We start from the raw sequence: 20530 nt of genomic DNA on the forward strand, positions 1-20530 counted from the left end.
TCATTAATTTGAAAATTTGAAAATTTGAAAATGATAAAAAACCACTATCTCAGTTGGTTTTATTTTCAAATGATCACATTTTCAGATAAAGCCAGTCGACGCATTTTCAAATTAATTCATTTTCAAATTTTCAAATCACTAAGATATGCCACGTTCAGTAAATGCCGTAGCTTCCCGCGCTCGCCGCAAGCGGATTCTGAAAGCTGCCAAAGGTTATTACGGCAAACGTAAAAATGTATATACCGTTGCGAAAAACGTAATGGAAAAAGGTCTGCAATACAAATATGTAGGCCGCAAACTGAAGAAGAGAGAATACCGTGCGCTGTGGATCGCTCGTATCAACGCCGCTGTACGCGAAGAAGGTTTAACTTATTCTGAATTCATCCACAAGCTGAACCAGAAAGGGATCGGCCTCGATCGTAAAGTGCTGGCTGATCTGGCTATGAATGAGCCTGAAACCTTCAAACAATTGATCGTTTCTGTAAAGTAAGCTTACAAAGCATCAATATATTGAGGCCCTGCACTTCACCGTGTGGGGCCTCTTTTTTCCGGTAACAATTTGATAATACAGGTGAATGGTGAGTGGTAAGTGACCGGCATCTGGCAACCGGAACCCGGCAACTGGTAACAGGCAACTGGTAACCATAAATCAACACAATATTGACAATTTTAATTCGGGCATGTTTTTTTATTTGAAAAATTGTTCAAACTATTACTTTTGCAATACTTTTTCAGTTTGGGTAAACTTTTTTCTGACCATTAAAATTCACGACCATCAGCAACCTGAACCAGTTCATGAACAACTCGTACACCGACCTGGTGAAACAAACCTTTAATTTCCCCCAGGAAGGGTTCGATGTAAAAGACAGTTACCTTCATTTTAACGGGCTTGATCTGAAAGCGCTTATTGCCAAGTATGGCACGCCCATGAAACTTACCTACCTGCCCAAGATCGGCATGCAGATCAAAAAGGCAAAAAAGATGTTTGCCAATGCCATAAAAAAGCATAGGTACGAAGGTGAATACAACTATTGTTACTGCACGAAAAGCTCTCACTTTTCATTTGTTGTGGAGGAAGCCCTGAAGCACGACATTCACCTGGAAACGTCTTACGCGTACGATATAGAGATCATCAAGAAGCTATACGATCGTAAAAAGATCACCAAGGATACCTTTATCATCTGCAACGGGTACAAACAAAAAACATATACCAGCCGTATTGCCAATTTGCTGAATACCGGGTTTAAAAATGTAATTCCCATCCTGGATAACAGAGAAGAACTGCAGCATTATAAAAAGTCGGTGAAAGGTCCATTCAAGCTCGGCATTCGGGTAGCAGCAGAAGAAGAACCAACGTTTCCTTTTTATACTTCACGCCTCGGCTTCAGAGCAAGAGATGTACTGGAATTTTATGTTGATAAAATTGAAGGCAATGAAGACCGCTTCCAGCTAAAAATGCTGCATATTTTTTTGAACAAAGGCATTAAAGACGATATCTACTACTGGAGCGAGCTGAATAAAGTCATCAACCTGTATTGCCAGCTTAAGAAGATCTGTCCCGAACTGGACTCTATTAATATTGGTGGCGGATTTCCCATCAAGCACTCCCTGGGTTTTGAATACGACTACCAGTTCATGATCAATGAAATTGTAGGTAACATCAAAAAAGCCTGCAAAAAGAATAACGTCCCCATGCCGCATCTCTTTACCGAATTCGGTAGCTATACGGTGGGCGAAAGCATGGCGCATATTTACAGCGTTATCGGACAAAAAGTGCAGAATGACCGCGAGATCTGGTACATGATCGATTCTTCTTTCATCACCACCTTACCCGATACCTGGGGTATTGGTGAAAAATTCCTGTTGCTGCCGGTAAATAAGTGGGACCAGGAATACCAGCGGGTAGTGTTAGGCGGCATTACGTGCGACAGTCACGACTATTACGACTCCGAAGAGCATATCAATGAGGTGTTCCTGCCCAAGATCAACAATGGCGAGCCGCTGTATCTGGGTTTCTTCCATACGGGCGCTTACCAGGACCAGATCAGTGGCTATGGCGGAATCAAACACTGTCTTATTCCATCGCCCAAACACGTGATCGTGGGGCACGATAAAAATGGAAAATTGGTAGACTGGATATATGCAAAAGAGCAAACCGCTCAAAGTATGTTGAAGATCCTGGGATATTAGTAGATTAGTGTTCTGAACTTATCAAATGAAACGATTTGCAACTTTATTAACCGTAGTAGCCATCGCCTGTACCACACAGGCGCAAACAACCGAGGATTCGGTGAAAGCAATCATTAACCGGTTGTTTGAGGGTATGAAAAATGCCGACACCACTTTGTTGAAATCGGCTTTTGCAGAAGATCCTATATTGCAGACCGTTGCTACCAATAAGAAAAAGCAGATCTATATCAGAAACGAAAAGTTTGGCAACTTCGTGAAATTTATTGGCCAGCAGAAAGCAGGGGAGGCCGATGAGCGGGTTGAGTTTGAGACCATCCGCATCGATGGCCCGATGGCAATGGTATGGGCGCCCTATCAGTTTTTTTATAAAGGCAAATTCCGCCACTGTGGCGTTAACTCATTTCAATTAGTGAGGCTGGAAGAGGGGTGGAGGATCCAATACTTATTGGATACCAGGCGCAAAAATTGTGACCCTAAGTAATTAGTGATCCTTGGTAGGTAAATGTAGCCAATGTGCAAATGGGAAAATTAGCAAATGTGCAAATAGAAACTCATTTTCACATTTGCTAATTTGTACATTCCTATTTCTTCGTTCGATACTTCTTATTCACCTTCGGACTATTAAAATACTGATTCAGCTCCTTCTCGCTCATATCACTGGAAATTTCAATGGGAATATCTACTAACTGAACCTGTATTTGTTTTAATTCTTCTTTCAGCTTGTTGGTTTTACGGGCAATATCCGGATCGCGTTCACCCACCAGGGCATTATCGCTCACCATATATTCCAGCCTTTTAATAGCTGTTCTGATGCCCGAAGCCTGGTTCTGCTCCGTTACTTTCTGCGGCGCTATAGCCTCTTTAACCGGCACCAGCGAAACGCCCACACTCGGCATTACTTTGCCTATGCTTTGCGAATTGGCGCTGGAAGAAGAAGACAATATACTACCGGTTAACGCTGTGGTAGAACCTGTGATATCAAATGTAGTGCGGGTCGATTTGGTTTTTTTAACCCCTCTATCCAGTTGCAGGAAGGTATATTTCAACCGCAATACATAACTGTTGATGACATTCACCGTCAGTTTATAATCCTCCACGGTCAACGGGTAATTCAGCGCATCCTTTACCACTAACTTCACCTGCGCAGTATCGCGTACCATAAATTTATTGGCGCCAACAAAACTCAGTATGACGGTCCTTTCCTTGCCCGGATCAGATTCTTTCACGAAATCAAATGGGGGCGACCAGATAAAATCATCATCACATTTTTTTACCAGGGTAACGCCCTTCAGCGGCATATTGGCGAAAAAAGTAATGGTTTCAATGGGGAAGTTACCGTTCTCGCATTGCACCTTAAACGCCACCGTATCGCCTTCATCGATCACCAGGGTTGAATTCACCGTAGGCTTTACTTTCGATTGAACGATGTCGGTATTATAGAAAGTAATATAAAAAGAAGTGTCGATGTGATCGCTGGCCCGCTCCAGGTTCTGAACGCCCACGCTTACCCTGTACTGGTAATCGTATTTCAGTTTGCCCGACAGGAAATAGGACTTTTCGGCTTTAAAAGTTAACAGCCCATTGTCTTTATTAATGCGCAGGCCTACCGGCGGATTGCGCAGGAACCAATAATACTTCGACTGGTCCTTATTAATTTCTAATTTATAAGCCAGGGAAGAATCAACGTGTAGACTGAAATAAGGATTGAGATTTTTGATCCTCAGCGTAACTTCGGCAGAATCAACCAAGAACGGAAACGTGTCAAGATGTTTCCGGCTGTGAAATGCACTATCTCCCGGTTGCCGATCCTGTGCTAAAGACCATACACCCGAAAAGGTGCATAGCACGATCAATCCCAACGTCTTTCGGATACAGAAAGTAAGTTCTCTCATGGGGGCCGAAGTTAGGACAAAACCATAAAAAAAACCATCCGCCAACCGACGGATGGTCTTCTAAACCAAAACCAACTGCTTATGAAACTAAAATTTTAATAATTCTTTTACTTTCTTACTGTATAATAACCTGTTTGGGGTTGTCTTTTACCTGGTCTTTCTTCGGCAGGAACAGTTTCAGAATGCCATTTTCGTATTTCGCCTGAATAGCCTCCACATTTACCTGGTCTGCTACCGTAAAAGTGCGTTTAAAACTACGATGGCCAAATTCGCGCCGAATGGTCTTGTACCCTTCCTGTTTGTTTTCTTCTTTCTTATCGTAGCTGATGGCGAGTAACCCCTTTTCTACGTTTACGTTAATGTCTTCCTTGTTGATACCGGGAACGCTCAATTCCAGTTGATAGCCCTCGGCTGTTTCATAAATATTTACAGGAGCCAGGTTAATGCCGCTGTACCCTTCATTCCATAAACCAGGAATAGAATTGAAGAAATCATCAACTACAGAATCGAATGATTTACGAGCGGGATGGTGCAGTCTGACTGTCATAATTATAATTTTTATTGTTTTTTGAATTTTTGATATTCGGGTAAGTATTCCCAAACGGTGTACCATTGCCGAAAAAGGCCAAAAAGCGTAACCAATTGTCAGAAAATCAATGCTGGTATATGTCATAAGTGCAGTTTGTGTTGTTTTGGTATGACATAAATTCCGATCGGGAATAGAGATAAACTTTTTACGTAGTTTTGCGTTTCAATTAAAAAACAGAAGAATGTATCCAACAGAAATAGTACTACCAATGAAAGAGGAGCTGACAGACAATGGCTTTCAGGAGCTGTTAACTCCAGAAGATGTTGATAATCAACTGAGTTCAAAAGGAACAACACTGGTAATGATCAATTCGGTTTGTGGCTGCTCGGCAGGTTCGGCACGGCCTGGTGTATTAATGGCTGTAACCAATTCGGCTAAAAAGCCCGATCATTTAACTACCAGCTTCGCAGGTTATGATGTTGATGCTGTAAAGAAGTTACGTGAGCATTTATTGCCTTATCCGCCCTCTTCACCGGCTATAGCCCTGTTTAAAGATGGCCAACTGGTTCACTTCATCGAAAGACATATGATCGAAGGAAGACCCGCGCAATTGATCGCTCACAACCTGATAGCGGCATTTGAAGAATATTGTTAATTTCTTAGCTGATTAATTCAGCTTTGTTCATAGTGATGAACCCTCTCATTCCTGGGAGGGTTTTTTGTTTGTTTATGGTTAGTGGTTTGTAGAAGATTCACATAAAGAACAACAAACCATAAACCACAAACTACAAACAAAATAATGCTTATCATTGCACCTTTATTTAATATTGACAGTTACAAAAATCTATTCCTGATACATGTATCCAAACCTTTATTACGCTTTTAAGGATCTTTTTGGTGTTAGCTGGAACGGGCTTCGTTTTATCAATTCCTTTGGCTTTTTTGTAGCGCTGTCTTTTTTGGCTGCTGCCTATATTTTAACGCTGGAGTTAAAACGGAAAGAAAGAGCAGGGTTATTGACAGGTCAGGATGTGAAGATGGTTGTAGGAAAGCAGGCCAGCATCAGCGAGTTGCTGTTGAATTTTGGTTTGGGCTTTTTATTGGGGTATAAAATAATAGGCTTATTTATTTCGGGCGGCGCCGCAACGGCCGATCCGCAACAATTCATATTTTCTTCGGAAGGAAGCTGGCCCATGGGCTTATCGCTGGGCGTTCTGTTCGCGGGTTTAAAATGGTGGGAAAAGCACAAGCAAAAGCTTGACAAACCCGAAGAGCGCACTATTCGTATATGGCCGCACGACAGGGTAGGCGACCTGGTTATTTATGCCGCGTTGTTTGGTTTTCTGGGTGCGAAGATCTTTCATAACCTCGAAAACTGGAACGACTTCAAACAAAACCCCATAGAGGCGTTGTTGTCGTTCAGCGGTCTTACCTTTTATGGCGGCTTGATCTGCGCTGCCGTGGCTATTTATTTTTATTCCCGTAAGCATAAAATTGGTTTCCGCCATTTGTGCGATGCCATTGCGCCTGCACTTATTCTGGCTTATTCTTTGGGTCGTATTGGTTGCCAGGTGGCTGGCGATGGCGACTGGGGTATTTTAAACAGCGCCTATGTAACGGTGCCTGCTTCCGAATCAAAAGTTGAACTGGCCGATACGGCCCGTTTTCAAAATACTTTACAGGCGCACAGCAGTTTATACCTGCGCACTTTCCAGGTTAATAATGTTGGGGAAATTCCGCATGCCAGTGTAAAGGCACCCGGCTGGTTGCCCAACTGGTTGTTTGCTTATTCTTACCCGCACAACGTGGTGAACGAAGGCGCGCCCATTCCGGGTTGTAAAGAAGAGCAGTTCTGCAATCAATTGCCCATCCCGGTTTTTCCAACCCCGTTCTATGAAACGGTGGTCAGTTTTTTCCTGTTCCTGTTCTTATGGTCGCTGCGTAAGAAGCTGAAAGTACCGGGTACTTTATTTGGGGTATATCTTATCGTTAATGGTATAGAACGCTTTTTTGTAGAACAGATCCGCGTGAATACCAAGTACTCCATTTTCGGGTTTCACCCCACCCAGGCAGAGATCATCGCTGTATTATTGGTCATCGGCGGCGCTGCAGTGTATTTTATTAGCAAGAAGAAATATGCGGGTTCTATTCCGGTGAAATCGTGAAACTGCAAATCCCAACACTAAATATGAGGCTGATCAAAAAGTTAGCCTCTTTTTTATGGTTAGATGGCCAGATGGCTGGGCCTGAGGGTATTGGGGTTTCCTGCAAATACTTAAAAGCTAATTATTCAACGATCAACTATCAAGCACTGTAGCCATCAAACAATCCAAAAATAATGAGGCTAACCTTTTCAGTCAACCCCATTGTTATGCTTATTGCTTTTCCAGCATTATTCTTTGTATAAAAGCGTTTCTGTCGCCTGCACCTTCCTGCATAAGATCATTATCCATTTCTATTTTCAATATAGTACTGTCATTCACATTCTCAAACGTAAACTCCTTGTTTGCGAATTGATCCTTAGCATAAAAATCACCTATTTTTTTGTTTGAGTTATAAATGTTCAGATGGGGGAATTCATCTTTACATGAAGTGCCCATTGCAATAATGGTAAGTTTGTAAGTTCTCTTTTCAAGATGTATGGGCTTTGTATAGATAGCTCCTGTCCATATGGCGATGGCCTTTTGATCGTTTAGCACAGTACCTTCTCCTGTTGGGAAATCTGTATAATTGATAATAATATTGTTGGCTGACAATTTTTTCCTTGAAACAAATAATTGCGCCCAGGCATCAAAGAATTTTTCCTGCTTAAGCAGCATATACTCTTTATCCAACCTCGTTAAACGTTCTTCACTAATAGGTTGCTCACCGTGTGCTCCCACAATCCAAAACCCGTTTAATGCCCACTGGGGTGCAATGCCTGCTACAATAGAATCCACTAGTGCTTCTTTATCGCGGGCCATTAATTTAGCCTTTGATCCAAACTTTTTTAAATAATATGACTGGTGCCAGGATGTTAGCTGATTAACAACAGGATAATTGTCCTTGTTTTCACGAACCACGAAGGCGGTCATCTCTCTAAATTGGGATTTATGAGCAGCCGTATAGTATTTTTTGGCAACAGCAAGGTCAATAAACGATAGCGCTACAATCAGGATTACAATGCTGTATTTTATGGCCGGCGCTTTAAAACTATCTGTCCCCAAGGCCAATGCCAGCAATATGGCCGGCAACACAACAATGGTATAACGAGGGTAAAGTATAGGCACAACAAGCATTGATCTCAGGTATGGAATGAGATAAGTAATAAAGACCCATCCCAGGATAACGATGAAACTAAATTGCAAAGGATTATTCTTAATGTTGCGAGGGGCGCCTGCCTCTTTACTGCCCAAAGAAATATGCACTATATATACGATCAATAGCAGCGTAAGCACAGGTATCAATGTTTCAGCGTCTCCGAAATAATTCCTGAAAAAGGCAATTATGAAATCATGCGATACGTTGCCAATCCAGAACGATTTGATCCTGGACATTTCCAGCAGAAAGGGAACCCAGGGAGCATATCCAACCAATATTATAATGCCACTGAATAAAAAGGCTTTAAAAAGCCTGGTTTTTTCGGTTCTCTTTTCTTCCAGGAAAATGAAAAGCAATGCCAGCAACCCTTGTGAGGCTACAGCAAATAAACTATAGTAGTGACTATAAAGCAGCAACAAGGTAAACACTGCATATAAAATAACATTCCTTCTTACAGGAGATCTGATCAACTTAATAAAATACAGGAAGGATAATGTTGCAAACAGGAAAGCAAAAATGTACCCTCTTGCTTCCTGAGAGTAAAAGATGTTATAATAGTTTACGCAGGTTAATATGGCTGCTATATAGCCCAGTTGCTTACTAAAAACTTCCCTTCCCAACAGCCACATACACCATACGCTTATTGTTCCTGCAATAACAGATATTGACCTGGCTACTCCTTCTGTATGTGAAAAAATGGTGAAGGCTAAACGCTCAATAATAAAATATAATGGCGGATGCTGATCGCAACATTTTAAATAAGAAAATAGCTGGCCCCAGGAAATAGCCGGGTCTGCTTCAATCATATTGTGCAGTTCGTCGAGCCATAAACTTTGGCTGGTAAGGTTCCAGGCTCTCAGGATGAAAGCAAATAAAACAATAAGATAAATAAACCAGTTGCTACGTATTGGATCTGAAACTTTGGTCATAATTCGGCTTTTGGAATAACGGCGTATATCTCTTTGAAGGATTTTATATTTTGCTGGTGCATCAGATTTAAAAGCAGAATGCCGGTAATAAAGAATCCCATGCATAGAACAGCCAGAATAATTAAACTGATGGCCAGGGTGCTAAACCATCCGGGAATGGCCGTATGTGTTATGAATTTTTGATAAAGAACGTTAGAAGAAACGAGCAGGAAAATAATCATTAACACAACAAACAACCGGAAGAAAAGCAGGAGAAGGTCTTCGGCAAATTCGATCATCGATTTGAAGGCATGTAACAAAAGTCCTTTATATCCCATTTTTGACCGGCCATCGATCCGTTTACCTCTGTTGTAAGTAATAAAAGTTGTTGACGCTTTTTGTTTGAGCAGGTAGGCCGGGAGGTGGACAAAGGATGTATGTTTTATTCTTTCTATAATATTCTTATTGATCAAACAGTAATTACCAAAGTCAATTGTTTTCCCGGTTACAAACCTGAAGAGCATTTTATATAGGAAGTAAGCGCATCTGAATTGTATACCTTCGCTTCGTTTGCCCCGCTTTACCTCAACAATATCATAAGTTTTATTTTGTAACAATTCAGGAATAGCAGCGGGGTCATCCTCACCGTCACAGTCCATAATAATTACAGCCGCCGGCGATTGTTCGCCGATATAAAGCAACCCCTGATAAATAGCTCCCTGATGGCCGATATTGAATTTAAGGTGGAGGACGTTGAGTTGAATATGCTGAGCCTTGAAGTTAAATGTAGAAAGCAGATTGAGTGTATTATCCTGCGAGCAATCATCTACAATAACTACCCGAAACTCCTCTTTCAGTGGGGTTAAAACTTCTTCCAGTTTTTTTAAAAAAGTACAAATAGTGACCTGTTCATTAAAACAGGGGGCTAATATAAAGTTCATACCGGATTGGCCAGATTGATTTTTTAAGTCGAAACGCGTTTACTCCTATACGCGGGTTAAGCGATAACAGTTGCCCTTACCTGTAATTATGAATTCCACCACAGTTGACTTGCATTTTCATATAATTAATTATTCCATTATCACATTATCAAATTAGCTCTTCCGTTCACCCGTATTCCTTGCCACCCATCCCATATACCCATCTTCCTGTAACATCCTGCCAGGAATATCGTCCTACCCGGGGACGGAGACGAAAGAATGGCGCTTTCTGCATTAGCGTTAAGTGTTAAGCCTTCTGCGTTCCGCTTTGAACATTTCCAGACATCAGCAAAATGCACCATTCAGCACAAAATAAGGTACTTTACATTGCATAGTACTTACTTTTGGACTGTAATTAATTAAACAAAGTATTTTAACAACCAAGTAAAGCCATGAGAACGCTTCCCAACCTGTTTATAATCATACTTTTAACAGTATCTTTTATAGCCAGGGCACAAAACAGAACTGCCGCAAAGCTTAGTGGAAAAGTAAGCGCAACCAACCAACCCGCCTTATCTGCTGCCACCATAACCCTTTTAAAGGCCCAGGATTCGAGCGTGGTAAAAATGTTGGTATCAGACCAGGAAGGCCGGTATTCATTCGATAATCCGCCGCAGGGCAGGTACCTGGTGGTAGTATCAGCCGTGGGGTACGATAAACAATATTCTGCCCCCTTCACCGTATCGCCCGAGCGCTCAACTATAGAATTAACCACTATCGTACTCACCCCGCGCACGAAGGACCTGAAAGCCGTAACGGTAAGCGCACGCAAACCCCTGGTTGAACAAAAGATCGATCGTATGGTGGTAAATGTAGATGCGTTCATCAGCAACACAGGCGCCAATGCCCTGGAAGCCCTGGAAAAATCGCCCGGCATCCAGGTTGATAAAGACGGTAACATCAGCCTTAAAGGCAAACAGAATGTCATAGTGCTCATTGATGGCCGTCCGGCTTATGTAAGCGGCGCTGAACTGGCCAACATGTTAAAAGGCATGCAGGCCTCTCAACTGGAACAAATTGAAATAATGACCAATCCACCGGCCAGGTACGATGCAGCAGGTAATGCGGGCATCATCAACATCAAAACAAAAAAGAATAAGATCAAAGGCTTCAATGGAAACGTAAGCGCCGGTATAGGGCAGGGGGTATACTTTAAAACCAACGAAAGCCTGAGCCTGAATTACCGCAATGGAAAAGTGAACCTTTTCAGCAGCTACAGCTTCAATCGCAATAATAATTTTCAGGAACTGGAGATCTTTCGCCGGTATAAAAATGATGACGGATCAACCAATGCCATATTTGAACAGGTAGCGTTTATGAAACGCCGCAACATGAGCAATAACCTGAAACTGGGCATGGATTATTATGTAACCAGCAAAACCACCCTGGGTATTGTAGTAAGCGGTAATTATAACCCCGAAAGCAGCATCAACTCCAACACCAGTTACCTGCAAAACCCCGATTATGCGGTTGACTCCATCGCCACTGCCGGTTCTAATATTAAAGGTACCTGGAAGAATGCCAGTGTGAACCTGAATATGCGCCACCAGTATGATTCTGCCGGCCGTGAACTGACAGCCGACCTCGACTATATCGTTTATGATAACACCAATAAACAGCATTTTATCAATACCACTTTTGAGCCTAACTGGATCAAGCGGTATGAAGAACAATTACAAGGCATACTTCCGGTAACCGTGAACATCTATGCAGCTAAAATAGATTATACCCATCCATTGAAAAACAACGCCCGCATAGAAGCGGGTTGGAAATCAAGTTATGTTGAAACCCAAAATAAAGCCGATTATTATCTGTATGACAATAGCGAGTGGGCAACGGATTATGGCAAAACAAATCATTTCGATTACAATGAGAACATCAATGCCGCTTATGTAAGCCTGAACAAACAACTGACTAAAAAATGGGGTTTGCAAACCGGCTTACGTTTCGAGAATACGAATTACAAAGGGCATCAGCATGGCAACCCCGAAAAAGGCGATTCTACTTTTAAACGTTCTTACAACAGCCTGTTCCCGACTGTGTATATCAGTTATGGGGCCGATAAAGACAATCAGTTTGGTTTGTCATTTGGCCGCCGCATCGATCGCCCGGGTTATCAAAGCCTGAACCCGTTCATGTTCTTCATTGATAAATATACGTATGAATCTGGCAATCCTTATTTAAGGCCCCAGTATTCAAACAACATTGAACTAACCCATATTTATAAAGGCTGGCTTACAACCACGTTGAATTACAGTCGTACCAAAGACCTGTTCAATGAAACGTTCGATCAGTCGGGCTATGCAACCATTGTAAGACGCGGTAATATTGGTCGTCGCGAAAATGCCGGCATAGCAGTGAATGCACAGATCAAGGCTGCCAAATGGCTTACCAGCATGTTGTACACCAATTACAATTACACCCGTTACTCAGGTAATTTATATGGTGAAGAGTTGAACGTGGAAGCGGGTATATGGATGATAAACCTGAACAACCAAATGACATTCAAAAAAGGTTGGGGGGCTGAAGTAAGCGGCTGGTACCGAAGCAAGGGTGTAGATGGGCAGATATTGTTACAACCTATGGGACAACTGACGGCCGGTGTTTCGAAACAGGTGTTAAAAGGAAAAGGAACGGTGAAAGTGAACGTGCGGGATATTTTGTATACACAAATACCGCATGGTGATATCAACTTTAAAAACACCGAGGCGCGATTTAGAAATTCACGCGATACGCGGGTGGCTAATATTACGTTTAGCTATCGCTTTGGAAAGCCAATAAAAAGCACGAACGGCCAGCGTAAAAAGGGCAGTGCCAGCGAAGAACAAAACCGCGTTAATATGGGAAATTAACGGGTAAATCTATCTAACTGCCGTTCTCGTAGATGATAACAGGTGGTTAACAAATGGAGTAAGTACATTCGTTAAACTATTACAAGCGGCAGCAGTCATATAACCGACCGGAACGAGAGGAGAAAGAAAAAAGAAGAACAAAAAGTATTTAAGAAATTGATTTGTTATTGTGGCACAATTTCTGAATAAGTAATAGCAGCTGTTTGAAACGAAATGCAAAACGCCCAACGCAAAAAAGCGGGAAGGCAAATCCGGGAGAAAGCGTTAAGCATTTTGGAGTATTTAGATTTTTTTAACAGTGTTCAATGAAACCTTTTTACCGTTTAAACGTCTTATATATAAAGCGGCAATAATTAAAAAGAATGGACAATGAGAAAAATAATACTAATAGCAATAGCACTTGTTTACCTGGTAGGATGTGGAATTTCTTATATGTAAAACGCAAATAATTAAGTACATAAACTTTCTTCATAAATAGCAGTCATACAGTTTTTCTCATAAGCAGTTAGTTTTGGTTAACGAGGCCCCATTTCTATGGGGCCTTTACTTTTTAATAGCTGAAAAGTATGTAGATCATTCGCCTCAAAAAAGGTAATCCAGATCAATCATTCTGCCTGATGCCTTTCTTCCTTAATTTTTTCCGCTGGTGTATTGATACCGAATATGGCCCCCCTGTAATTCCTTTGTGCGGATTATCATTAATCTGTTTTTAATTCCGGAAATTGATCGGAACTTTCGCCAGAGATTCCTACCGTTAGAACCCTTCAACGATCGCACATGAAATATAAATCTACATGGTTAACGTGTATATTATTTTTTCTTTCAATTGTTGTAATAGCACAAAACAGGTCGGGTAAAATTCATGGCGTAATTACTGATAGTGATGCCCAGCCTGTAGAGTCTGCCACCGCATCGTTGCAACGGGCAAAAGATTCTTCCCTGGTGAAAGTAGCTGTGTCTGATAAATACGGACAGATTGACTTTGATAATTTGGCAGAAGGAGAATATTTTGTCATAGTTACGGCAGTTGGTTATGCAAAAAACAGCAGCAAACGTTTTACTGTTTCAGCTACCTCACCTTATAAATTACCCACTTTTCAATTGCAAAAAGCTGCAGCTAAAACGCTCGGCCAGGTAACCGTTACAGGCAAAAGACCGCTGATCGAAAATAAGATCGACCGCATGGTAGTGAATGTAGAAGCGGCGCCTACCAATGCCGGCGCTTCGGCTTTGGAAGTGCTGGAGAAATCGCCCGGCGTTACCGTAAGCAATGAAGGCGAGATCAGTTTAAAAGGAAAGCAAGGCGTTAGAATAATGATCGATGGAAAGCCAACGTATTTATCACCGGCCGATCTTGCTAACGTATTAAAAAATCTACCGGCGTCAGCCCTCGAGCAGATAGAGATCATGACCAATCCGCCGGCCCGTTATGATGCCAGCGGTAATTCAGGGATCATCAACATCAAAACAAAGAAAAGTTTAACCGAAGGATTGAATGGCAGCGCTACTCTCGGTGGCACACTCGGATTTTTCAAACGCAATGATACCTGGTTGCTGCCCGTGCGTTCTACCAGCAGTTTAAACCTCAACTACCGTAAAGGGAAATGGAATCTTTTTGGGAATTTCAACCAGAACTACCGGGAGGGAAGAGGCTTTCTGGATCTTACCCGCCGTTTTTATGAGAAGAATGGCTCATTGAATTCTACTTCTTTCTCGCATACCGATTTTAATTTTCGCAATAACAACTATACTGTAAAAGGTGGCTTTGATTATTACGCCAATAAAAAGAACGTGTTTGGAGTAGTATTAAACGGGTTTGGATTTTTTGGCCGCCCGCAACCAACCAGCGTGCAGACTATCAACCGCCCTGATGGCAGCATTGAATCGGTACTGGAATCAAGCACCATCAATAAGAATGATTTCTTTAATTACTCTGCCAACTTCAATTACAAACACACGTTCGATTCAACAGGTCGTGAACTGACCGCTGACCTGGATTATATCGGGTACAACAATACTTCCCAAACAACCTTGTTCACTAATATCTATGATGACTTTGGCGGAAATAAATTGGGAGACCTGCTCTTATACGGCGATATACCCGGCAACATCAATATTTATTCGGCCAAAGCCGACTATGTGCATCCGCTCAAAAACAACCTGCGCCTGGATGCCGGTTTCAAAGTGAGCTATGTAAAGAACGATAACGAAGTACTATATGAGCGGGATGATAATGGCACCCTGAAAAGGGACGATCGTTCCAACCATTTTATCTATAAAGAAAACATCAATGCGGGTTATGTAAGCATTAATAAGAAGTGGAAGAAATGGAGCGGACAAGCCGGGTTGCGGATAGAAAATACAGTTGCCAAAGGCCAACAGGTTACCAACGATTCAACCTTTAAACGGAATTACACCAGCCTGTTTCCCACGATGTACCTGAATTACGAGGTCAATAAAAATCATGCGTTCACTTTATCTTATGGGCGGCGTATTGAACGGCCCAACTACCAGGACCTGAACCCGTTTATCTGGTTCCTCGATTCATTAACATACCGCCAGGGGAATCCATACCTGTTACCGCAGTATGCCAACAATATTGAATTGCGGCATACACTAAAAGGACGATTTACTACGACCATCAATTATACCATAACAAACGACGTTATATCGCAATTATTAAAACAGAATACCGAAAAAAGGATCACGTTCCTGACGCCGGAAAATGTAGCCCGGTTTAAGAATATCGGTCTGGCCATTAATGCCCCCTTCTTGCCGGTAAAGGGTTGGAATGTGAACCTGTTTGTGAACGTATTCAACAACCGGTATGAAGGCATTTACTTCAATTCATTCACCGGCCAGAACGATCCCATAGATATAAATTATACTTCGGCATTGGTGAACATTAGTAATACCCTCACTTTCAAAAAAGGGTGGAGTGGGGAGGTCAGCGGATTTTACCGGGGTAAAAGCATTGAGCAGTTAACCATTGCCGACCCAATGTACTTTTTAAACCTGGGGGTACAAAAGACTGTCCTGAAAGGCAAGGGTACCTGGCGGTTGAATTTCCGCGATCCTTTCCATTGGCAGCAATTCAAAGGGCATACCGTGTACAGCGATATAGATGTGAAGGTGCATAACCGGTGGGATAATCGAAATATTACGGCTACGTTCAGCTACCGGTTTGGTAAAAACTCGGTGGCGCAGGCCAGAAGGCGGAACAGTGGCGTTACAGAGGAGCAGAACAGGGCAGGAGGAGGACAGCAGCAGTAATGGTGATATTTGAAAGCCTGCAAGCCGCAAGCCGCAAGCTGCAAGCTGCACGCTGCAAGCTGTAAGCAAATACAACTTCTGTTCAGTGCTTCTTTTTTGTTTTTCGCTTGTGGCTTGAAGCCTGTAGCTGTATTTAATTAGCACATTATCACATTAGCATATTAGCAAATTCTTTCTCTCCGTTTCATGTGCAACACACAAGCCCGCTTCAGTTTTCTGAGCGGGCATTTACTTTTCCTTTTGGAAGCTATATCGAAAAACTATTCTTCGGGCTTTCATTTGCACATTTTCAAATTTTCAAATTTGCACATTTCGTTGGGGCGTTTTTGTTATCAGTTACCGGATGCCAGTTATGGGGCAAAGACAAAAACACCTTAATTGTTTGGAGAAATGCCGATCCTTAAGACCTGGCAACGGGAAACTGGTAACCGGCAACCCACATATTGGTCATTGTTTTAACCTGTTAACTATTAACCTCCCAACTTTTCAACTTTTGCTTACATTCGTGCTTTCAGCACTTTAAACTAATGCTATGCCTTCGTTTGACATTGTTAGCAAAGTGGATGGACAGGCACTGGACAATGCAGTGAATGTTACCACTAAGGAAATCACCAATCGCTTCGACTTTAAAGGGGCACATGTTGCGATCAACCTCGACAAAAAAGAGTTTAAGATCAACATTGAAACCGATGATGAAATGAAAATGCGCCAGTTGATTGATGTATTGATCAGCCGGGCGCACAAACAGAACATTGCACCGGAAGCATTTGACCTGAGCAAGGAACCTTATCAAAGCGGTAAAGTAGTAAAACAGGAAGTGATCGTTAGAAACGGACTGAAACAGGAAGATGCCAAGAAGATCGTAAAAATGATCAAAGAATCCGGCTTGAAAGTGCAGGCGCAGATCAATGACGATATGGTTAGAGTAACCGGTAAAAAGATCGATGACCTGCAGGAAGTAATACAGCTTTGCCGGAACTCGTCGCTGGGCATTCCGCTGCAGTATGAGAATATGCGGAGTTGATTGTTAGATGGTGAATGTTTTTGTTACCGGTTACCTGGTCCCGGTTACCGGGCAAAAAATTCGGAGCACCTGATTATTTTTCGGGTGATTGATATTCAATCCTGGAAACTGGAAACCCGGCAACTGGTAACCATGATGTGGATAATTAGGTGCAGAACAGGTGCATAATATGACCTGTTGAAATTTGGAACAAATGTGATATAATATGTATCTTAGAAATAGAAAATCGCAGTAGACTAGTAAAATGGTTCAATGCGATTAGTGGAAAGCATTGGGTAAACAGGTTATACGTGCTCGTAGCAGGTATAAAATGGATCCGGTGCTTTCTTTTTTTATTTTCTTGCCTGAAAAAATCTAATTTTGCCTGCTAGTTTATTAATTTTCCTTTTTTCTTTAATTAATTTTTAAAAAAGTCAGGAATAAAATTTAATTTGGCGGAGTTATGCGGGAGAGCTAATTTTGCGGCTTTGCTGATAAAACCAGCACAACAAATACAATAACAGCTATCACCGCAAAATCGGTGTACAGTCTAAAAATCAAAGAGTTATGAAAAAGGGGCTTCATCCCGAAAATTATCGGTTCGTAGTATTTAAAGATATGAGTAACGGGTACAGTTTCCTCAGCCGTTCAACTTCTCCTACAAAAGAAACAATTAAATGGGAAGATGGTAATGAATATCCTCTCATTAAATTGGAAATTTCTAATATGTCGCACCCCTTCTTTACCGGTCAGAATGTACTGGTAGATACAGCGGGTCGTATTGATAAATTCAAGAAACGTTACGAAAAGAAAAAATAAAAAGCGTAATTTCAATACAAACATTTTTGTTTTTCATGGCTATACTTTCCCTTTCCTGTTCTCAGGAAGGGGATTTTTGTTTATAGCGGTTATACCTGCCCATTTAACTTTGTTAAATCGTTTTATGATGCTCTTTTGAAAATGAACTAAGTTTGACTGCAGACACCTAACTAAGAACTATGAACAAACGGGTATTTCTTTCTGATAAAGAAGTGGCTGATCATTTATTTCCCTTTACACAAACAAGATCGGTGGCCGATATCCGCGTTGGCATGCTTACCATCCGCGAAAAATGGGAAAAGCTGTTACAACAACCCATAAAAGTGCTGAAAAAAGACGAAGAGCCGCCCAACGACGCCATCGTCTTCGCCGCCAATATCATTCCAACCGCCGCCTTTATAAAATCAATCTTTAATCCGGCTGGCGAAGCAACGAACCAGCCCGATTACAGTTCGGTGAAAATTCTGCAATACCCCTGGCATATATTTCAATGGAACGATTGGGCGTTGCGGGAAGATTACCTGCTGATCACCCAAAACCGCACTTCGGAACCAATACCGGAGACCGTTCAAACGGCCAACGCTGCCCACATTTTTATTGAGCCGGGCGCTGTTTTAAACCATTGCATCCTGAATGCCTCCACCGGTCCTGTTTATATAGGTAAAAATGCCGAGATCATGGAAGGGGCGCTCATTCGGGGACCATTTTCGCTGGGCGAAGGCGCTGTGGTGAAAATGGGCGCCAAAATATACGGAGCAACCACAATTGGTCCGTATTGTATGGCCGGTGGCGAGATCAAAAACTCCATTCTATTCGGGTATTCCAATAAAGCGCACGATGGCTACCTGGGCGATTCGGTCATAGGCGAGTGGTGCAACCTGGGGGCGGGCACTTCCAACTCAAATATTAAAAACACGGCCAGCGAAGTGAACGTATGGCATTATCAAACCCGGGAATATATTCGGGCTGGCATAAAATGCGGATTGCTGATGGGCGATTATTCGCGCAGCGCCATCAATACCTCTTTCAATACCGGTACGGTGGTGGGGGTTTGCGCCAATATTTTTGGAGAAGGCATGCCGCCTAAATTCGTGCCCAGTTTTACCTGGGGCAACAAGGGGTTGAGCCTGTATGAATTTGAAAAAGCGCTGGCCGATATCAGCAACTGGAAAAAATTAAAAAATCAGGTGCTCGGGGAAGAAGAAATAAATCAATTGAAGCATATTTTTGGGCAATCATAAAAAAGCCTTCACATTAAAAAAGACGTCGACCTATGCGCAAACAAATTGCTGCGGCTAACTGGAAAATGAATTGTACCTACCAACAGGGTGAACAGTTATTAGACGAGATCCTTTCAGCCAACATTGCATTAAAAGATCATCAGCTAACCATTTTTGCTGTTCCGTTTCCCTATTTGATCATGGCAAAAAGTGAAACCGAAGAAGAGAAAAACTACTTTGTAGCTGCCCAGAATTGTTATAATAAAAAATCCGGCGCCTTTACCGGTGAAGTGTCCGCAGAAATGCTCCAATCCATCGGCATTAAATTCTGTGTGCTGGGGCATAGCGAGCGCCGCGAATACTTCCAGGAATCGAACAAAATGCTGGCCGAGAAATTAGACCTTTGCCTGCAATACGATATTACGCCCATCTTTTGCTGTGGGGAGCCGTTGAACATCCGCGAAGGTGGTACCCAAAACAGTTTTGTTGAAGCCCAATTGAAAGAATCGCTGTTCCATTTATCAGAAAAAGATATCAGGCGTATCGTGATCGCGTACGAACCCATCTGGGCCATCGGCACCGGTAAAACAGCTACGTCTGACCAGGCACAGGAAATGCACGCCTACCTGCGCAGTGTATTGGCTAAACAATATGGCGCTGCTACTGCCGATGAAATTTCTATCTTATATGGCGGCAGCGTAAAAGCCAATAATGCCAAAGAATTGTTTTCTTGTCCTGATGTTGACGGCGGATTGGTTGGAGGCGCTTCCTTGAATGCCGGGGAGTTTATTACAATTATCAATAGTTTGAAATAGGGACTTCCCAGATGATAGTTTTGCGAAGTAAGAAATAATTGCTGATTTCGGGATTGGGTGATTTTGGGATTTGCCCTGGTTTGAGTTTTTCGATTAATCTCAAAATCTCAAAATCCCGAAATCTCAAAATATCATACGTAAGATATACTTCCAATTGCTGCTTTCTAAAATTGCCAATGCCATGTTAAAATAATCCTTGATTTTTCCCCATAATCGGGTTGTGGATTGATTATTGATTCCATATACCGGGAGGAATTGTTATGGAACATACAAGGGCATTACAGGTATTATCCTGGCAACATAAAGAAGACAGACTGAAGTGCCGCGAATTAATGCGAGACATCCAACAGCAACGCGATAAGACCGCCATCCGGCAGCGTATTGTTCAATTTTGGAAGAATGAGCTGCAAAAGCATGTGGATGCAGAAGAGGCGATATTATTTCCTTTTTTGCAGAAGCATCATTTCCCCTACAGTTTCATGAATATATTAAAGCGGGAACACGATACCATTCGCTTGCTGGCTGAACGCCTCACCCGCCACGACGAAGATTATTATTTATACAAAGCCTTCATAAAGCTGGTTGATCAGCACAGCCATTTTGAAGATGAGTTCATCTTCAAAAAAATGGAAGAAGATATCCCTCAACAAGAACTAAGTCAACTCAATGTGTCCCTGGCTGCAATAGCCAGGTAGGCACAAACGGGCATAATTGCCTGCATTCTTTGTTATTATCTTTTGTTGTTATGT

General features: G+C 42.2%; 16 protein-coding genes. 12 read left to right on the forward strand and 4 right to left on the reverse strand.

The window, feature by feature from the left end; genetic code table 11:
• Positions 1 to 145 precede the first annotated feature (145 nt).
• The 3 genes from rplT (at position 146) to FAM09_RS30150 (ending at position 2671) form a co-directional block, all read left to right on the forward strand.
• Positions 146 to 490 carry a 50S ribosomal protein L20 gene (gene rplT / locus FAM09_RS30140; RefSeq protein WP_136580896.1) on the forward strand — a complete coding sequence of 115 codons (345 nt, stop codon included), beginning with the start codon at positions 146 to 148 and terminating at the stop codon, positions 488 to 490.
• 305 nt (positions 491 to 795) lie between these two features.
• A complete protein-coding gene (locus FAM09_RS30145; protein ID WP_136580897.1) occupies positions 796 to 2190 on the forward strand; it encodes a type III PLP-dependent enzyme domain-containing protein in 1395 nt (464 codons plus the stop codon).
• Positions 2191 to 2215: 25 nt separating this feature from the next.
• Complete coding sequence (locus FAM09_RS30150; RefSeq protein WP_136580898.1) at positions 2216 to 2671, forward strand: nuclear transport factor 2 family protein; 456 nt, start codon at positions 2216 to 2218, stop codon at positions 2669 to 2671.
• A 100-nt stretch (positions 2672 to 2771) separates the two neighbouring features.
• On the opposite strand, the gene FAM09_RS30155 is transcribed toward FAM09_RS30150, so the two are convergent.
• Together FAM09_RS30155 and FAM09_RS30160 are read right to left on the reverse strand one after the other, a co-directional pair.
• Complete coding sequence (locus FAM09_RS30155; protein ID WP_136580899.1) at positions 2772 to 4082, reverse strand: hypothetical protein; 1311 nt, start codon at positions 4080 to 4082, stop codon at positions 2772 to 2774.
• A gap of 115 nt (positions 4083 to 4197) precedes the next feature.
• Complete coding sequence (locus tag FAM09_RS30160; protein WP_136580900.1) at positions 4198 to 4629, reverse strand: Hsp20/alpha crystallin family protein; 432 nt, start codon at positions 4627 to 4629, stop codon at positions 4198 to 4200.
• A gap of 223 nt (positions 4630 to 4852) precedes the next feature.
• Here FAM09_RS30160 and FAM09_RS30165 point away from each other — a divergent pair, with 223 nt between their 5' ends.
• On the forward strand, positions 4853 to 5266 hold the full coding sequence (locus tag FAM09_RS30165; protein ID WP_136580901.1) for a BrxA/BrxB family bacilliredoxin: 414 nt from the start codon (positions 4853 to 4855) through the stop codon (positions 5264 to 5266).
• Between the two features lie 202 nt (positions 5267 to 5468).
• Positions 5469 to 6776 (forward strand): prolipoprotein diacylglyceryl transferase, encoded by a 1308-nt coding sequence (locus tag FAM09_RS30170; protein WP_136580902.1) that lies wholly within the window; start codon positions 5469 to 5471, stop codon positions 6774 to 6776.
• A 210-nt stretch (positions 6777 to 6986) separates the two neighbouring features.
• Here FAM09_RS30170 and FAM09_RS30175 read toward each other — a convergent pair whose 3' ends face one another.
• Positions 6987 to 8840, reverse strand: a complete 1854-nt coding sequence (locus tag FAM09_RS30175; RefSeq protein ID WP_166437319.1) for a glycosyltransferase family 39 protein — start codon at positions 8838 to 8840, stop codon at positions 6987 to 6989.
• Positions 8837 to 9760: a glycosyltransferase gene (locus FAM09_RS30180; RefSeq protein ID WP_136580904.1), complete on the reverse strand. Its 924-nt coding sequence runs from the start codon at positions 9758 to 9760 to the stop codon at positions 8837 to 8839. Before FAM09_RS30180 ends, FAM09_RS30175 begins: the two co-directional genes overlap by 4 nt.
• 431 nt (positions 9761 to 10191) lie before the next feature.
• On the opposite strand from FAM09_RS30180, the gene FAM09_RS30185 reads away from it, so the two are divergent.
• The 7 genes from FAM09_RS30185 to FAM09_RS30215 all read left to right on the forward strand — a co-directional run bounded on the left by FAM09_RS30185 (position 10192) and on the right by FAM09_RS30215 (position 20476).
• The gene (locus FAM09_RS30185; protein WP_136580905.1) at positions 10192 to 12651 is read left to right on the forward strand and encodes a TonB-dependent receptor domain-containing protein; all 2460 of its coding nucleotides are present in this window, start codon (positions 10192 to 10194) and stop codon (positions 12649 to 12651) included.
• Positions 12652 to 13428: 777 nt separating this feature from the next.
• Positions 13429 to 15924, forward strand: a complete 2496-nt coding sequence (locus FAM09_RS30190) for a TonB-dependent receptor domain-containing protein (RefSeq protein WP_136580906.1) — start codon at positions 13429 to 13431, stop codon at positions 15922 to 15924.
• A gap of 532 nt (positions 15925 to 16456) precedes the next feature.
• Positions 16457 to 16948, forward strand: a complete 492-nt coding sequence (locus tag FAM09_RS30195) for a YajQ family cyclic di-GMP-binding protein (RefSeq protein ID WP_136580907.1) — start codon at positions 16457 to 16459, stop codon at positions 16946 to 16948.
• Between the two features lie 546 nt (positions 16949 to 17494).
• Positions 17495 to 17746 (forward strand): type B 50S ribosomal protein L31, encoded by a 252-nt coding sequence (locus tag FAM09_RS30200; protein ID WP_136580908.1) that lies wholly within the window; start codon positions 17495 to 17497, stop codon positions 17744 to 17746.
• A gap of 179 nt (positions 17747 to 17925) precedes the next feature.
• Positions 17926 to 18987 (forward strand): putative sugar nucleotidyl transferase, encoded by a 1062-nt coding sequence (locus FAM09_RS30205; RefSeq protein ID WP_136580909.1) that lies wholly within the window; start codon positions 17926 to 17928, stop codon positions 18985 to 18987.
• Positions 18988 to 19019: 32 nt separating this feature from the next.
• A complete protein-coding gene (gene tpiA / locus FAM09_RS30210; protein WP_136580910.1) occupies positions 19020 to 19781 on the forward strand; it encodes a triose-phosphate isomerase in 762 nt (253 codons plus the stop codon).
• Positions 19782 to 20041: 260 nt separating this feature from the next.
• On the forward strand, positions 20042 to 20476 hold the full coding sequence (locus FAM09_RS30215) for a hemerythrin domain-containing protein (protein ID WP_136580911.1): 435 nt from the start codon (positions 20042 to 20044) through the stop codon (positions 20474 to 20476).
• Positions 20477 to 20530 lie beyond the last annotated feature (54 nt).

Source organism: Niastella caeni (assembly GCF_004834005.1).
GTDB classification, from domain to species: Bacteria; Bacteroidota; Bacteroidia; order Chitinophagales; family Chitinophagaceae; genus Niastella; species Niastella caeni.

Excerpts from the sequence above, each read along its gene's own strand:
- rplT (WP_136580896.1), top strand. The coding sequence starts at position 146 with ATGCCACGTTCAGTAAATGCCGTAGCTTCCCGCGCTCGCCGCAAGCGG.
- FAM09_RS30145 (WP_136580897.1), top strand. The coding sequence starts at position 796 with ATGAACAACTCGTACACCGACCTGGTGAAACAAACCTTTAATTTCCCC.
- FAM09_RS30150 (WP_136580898.1), top strand. The coding sequence starts at position 2,216 with ATGAAACGATTTGCAACTTTATTAACCGTAGTAGCCATCGCCTGTACC.
- FAM09_RS30155 (WP_136580899.1), bottom strand. The coding sequence starts at position 4,082 with ATGAGAGAACTTACTTTCTGTATCCGAAAGACGTTGGGATTGATCGTG.
- FAM09_RS30160 (WP_136580900.1), bottom strand. The coding sequence starts at position 4,629 with ATGACAGTCAGACTGCACCATCCCGCTCGTAAATCATTCGATTCTGTA.
- FAM09_RS30165 (WP_136580901.1), top strand. The coding sequence starts at position 4,853 with ATGTATCCAACAGAAATAGTACTACCAATGAAAGAGGAGCTGACAGAC.
- FAM09_RS30170 (WP_136580902.1), top strand. The coding sequence starts at position 5,469 with ATGTATCCAAACCTTTATTACGCTTTTAAGGATCTTTTTGGTGTTAGC.
- FAM09_RS30175 (WP_166437319.1), bottom strand. The coding sequence starts at position 8,840 with ATGACCAAAGTTTCAGATCCAATACGTAGCAACTGGTTTATTTATCTT.
- FAM09_RS30180 (WP_136580904.1), bottom strand. The coding sequence starts at position 9,760 with ATGAACTTTATATTAGCCCCCTGTTTTAATGAACAGGTCACTATTTGT.
- FAM09_RS30185 (WP_136580905.1), top strand. The coding sequence starts at position 10,192 with ATGAGAACGCTTCCCAACCTGTTTATAATCATACTTTTAACAGTATCT.
- FAM09_RS30190 (WP_136580906.1), top strand. The coding sequence starts at position 13,429 with ATGAAATATAAATCTACATGGTTAACGTGTATATTATTTTTTCTTTCA.
- FAM09_RS30195 (WP_136580907.1), top strand. The coding sequence starts at position 16,457 with ATGCCTTCGTTTGACATTGTTAGCAAAGTGGATGGACAGGCACTGGAC.
- FAM09_RS30200 (WP_136580908.1), top strand. The coding sequence starts at position 17,495 with ATGAAAAAGGGGCTTCATCCCGAAAATTATCGGTTCGTAGTATTTAAA.
- FAM09_RS30205 (WP_136580909.1), top strand. The coding sequence starts at position 17,926 with ATGAACAAACGGGTATTTCTTTCTGATAAAGAAGTGGCTGATCATTTA.
- tpiA (WP_136580910.1), top strand. The coding sequence starts at position 19,020 with ATGCGCAAACAAATTGCTGCGGCTAACTGGAAAATGAATTGTACCTAC.
- FAM09_RS30215 (WP_136580911.1), top strand. The coding sequence starts at position 20,042 with ATGGAACATACAAGGGCATTACAGGTATTATCCTGGCAACATAAAGAA.